This window comes from Okeania sp. SIO2F5, from assembly GCF_010692685.1.
GTDB classification, from domain to species: domain Bacteria; phylum Cyanobacteriota; class Cyanobacteriia; order Cyanobacteriales; family Microcoleaceae; genus Okeania; species Okeania hirsuta.
On record NZ_JAAHGU010000015.1, the window covers coordinates 98,290 to 100,725 of the forward strand.

General features: G+C 34.0%; 1 protein-coding gene. It reads left to right on the forward strand.

Going from position 1 to position 2,436, the window contains the following annotated elements; translation table 11 throughout:
* Positions 1–431 precede the first annotated feature (431 nt).
* Positions 432–2,129 carry a methyltransferase domain-containing protein gene (locus F6K27_RS08995; RefSeq protein WP_287274989.1) on the forward strand — a complete coding sequence of 566 codons (1,698 nt, stop codon included), beginning with the start codon at positions 432–434 and terminating at the stop codon, positions 2,127–2,129.
* Positions 2,130–2,436: the final 307 nt, after the last annotated feature.

Sequence of the window (2,436 nt, forward strand, 5' to 3'; positions counted from 1 at the left end):
CCAAATTTTCCAATATATATAGAGAGTACTTAGATTTGGTAGTTAATTTTCTTTAGTGGAGTTGAAAATATCTCATTCCTATTCAAATTTTTCTGCTTAAAAGTTGAGTTATCTCAGAATTTGAATGTCGGAGAGTAGTTAATTTTTTATCCCTCGGTGAGAGTCATGGGTTAAATATATATAGTCTGACTAACACTCTCCTAACAATATCTATGACAACTGATAACTGATAACTGATAACTGATAACTGATAACTGATAACTGATAACTTAGCAGTCCCTATTACTGTATTTGATATATCAAAAGCTAAAAACTCAGGCAATGCCAGTTTTTTTTCCTTATTCCTTCTTCCTTCTTCTTTCTTCCTTCTTCCTTCTTATTGAAAAGTTTTTGAGAAATGGTATTATTTTGAGCAGTTTAAATTAGAGAAGATGACTCAGACTAGATTTAATTCTTCAGAAAATTCCATTCACCAAGAACTTCTAAAATTTATACCTGCTGATGCTAAAGTTATTATCGAATTTGGCTGTGGTAATGGCACAATAGCTTCTCAATATAAACAGATTAATCCTCACTGTTATTATATTGTCATTGAATCTAATCCAGATTTTGCTAAAAATTCTGTCTTACAAGTAGATAAAATTGTTGTAGGAAATTTACAACAAAATCTTTCGACTCTAAATATCCAACCAGAAACAGTAGATTGTCTGATTTATGGTTTAGATTTAATGGCGATCGCTGACCCGACTGAAGTTTTGAAATATCATCAAACTTGGTTAAAAAATAATGGTCAAGTTTTGGCTATTGTACAAAATGTACAGCATTGGTGCAGAATTTTTAATTTGCTTAAAGGTGGTTGGGAAAATTCGGAAATAATTCGTCATTGGTTTACTCTGGAAAGTCTAAAGTCATGTTTCGCTAATGCAGGTTTACAAGTATATGAAATACAAACTCGTGGTGAAAAAGGAGAGGAGTTTCAACAGTTTCTCCAAGTAACTGAAGGTCTGGTTGATGCTTTGGGTTTGGACTCAAAAAAGTTCGCTACTCAGACTGCTGCTGAATATTTCATTGCACGCGTCACCAAATCTCCTATCCCTCCCCGGAGATTATTAATTCAAACAATAATTATGGACCCGAAAGTTTGTGGTACTGTCAGAGTTCTGGAACCAGACCGCTTTAGCGCTACTATTCCTGGGGTGAGAACTTTTTCTGCTACGAAAACTGCTGACTTAAATATAGGGTTGCCTCAAGAAGAAAAGGTGTTTATCTGGCAACGCACAATTTTAAATTATCCGTCTGACTTTCATAAACTTAAGTCTTTGCTGGAAAAGGGTTATTTGATTGTGGCTGAAATTGATGATAATCCGTTACGTCGTCCTGAATATGCTGAAAATAATTATCTTAGCTATCGTGGCTGTCACTGTGTACAAACTTCTACCCCATCCTTAGCTAATTTTTTACGTCAATATAACCCCAACGTTGTAGTTTTTCACAATCAATTGGCTAGAGTAGTACCCCTATATGAGCGCACACTTTCCCATAATAAATATCTTACCATATTTTTCGGAGCTGTCAATAGGGAAGCAGACTGGAAAGAAATTATGCCGATAATCAATCAAGTATTGTCAGATTATCAAGATAAAATTAGGTTTAAAGTCATCCACGATAAGTTATTTTTTGAAAGTTTAAATACAACCAATAAAGAATTTTATCCATTTTGTAGTTATGATAAATATCTAGAGATTCTTGGTAGTTGTGACCTTGGTTTATTACCTTTAAATGACAACCCAATTAATCAAATGAAATCAGACTTAAAATTTGTTGAATGTGCAGGTTATGGAGTAGCTGTGCTTGCTAGTCCAATAGTTTATCAAGATTCAATTATTGATGGTAAAACTGGTTTGATTTATCATTCTGTTTCAGATTTTGCTAGAAAATTGAGACAACTAATAACTGATGAAAATCTCAGAAAAAGAATAGCAATTAACGCTTATGATTGGGTGAAAAATAATCGTTTACTTTCTCAAAATTATCGTCAGCGCCGGGATTGGTATCTGCAAATGCGAGATGAATTAGCGCGTTTAAATGAACAGTTAAAAAATCGTGTTCCAGAATTATTTGATTATTAAAAACTTGAAGTATTATTTTTGAAGGAGCTAGGATACAGAAAGGGGAGTGGGGAAGTAATACCAATTTGAAAAAAGAATGTGATGAATAATAAGTGCAATAAAAAGATTTTGCCGGAAATGTCCCTTTGACAAAAAAGAGAATTTACGACCTAAAAACTGGTATTGAAGCAATTCATTATGACTCCTGACTCGGTCCTTCCCCTCCTGGGAGGGGTTAGGGGTGGGTTGACTCCTAAGAAATAGCCTAACTCTTTGTAGCAAATATTTATCAAATTGGTATAAGGGAGTAGGGAGCATTTTTCTACCT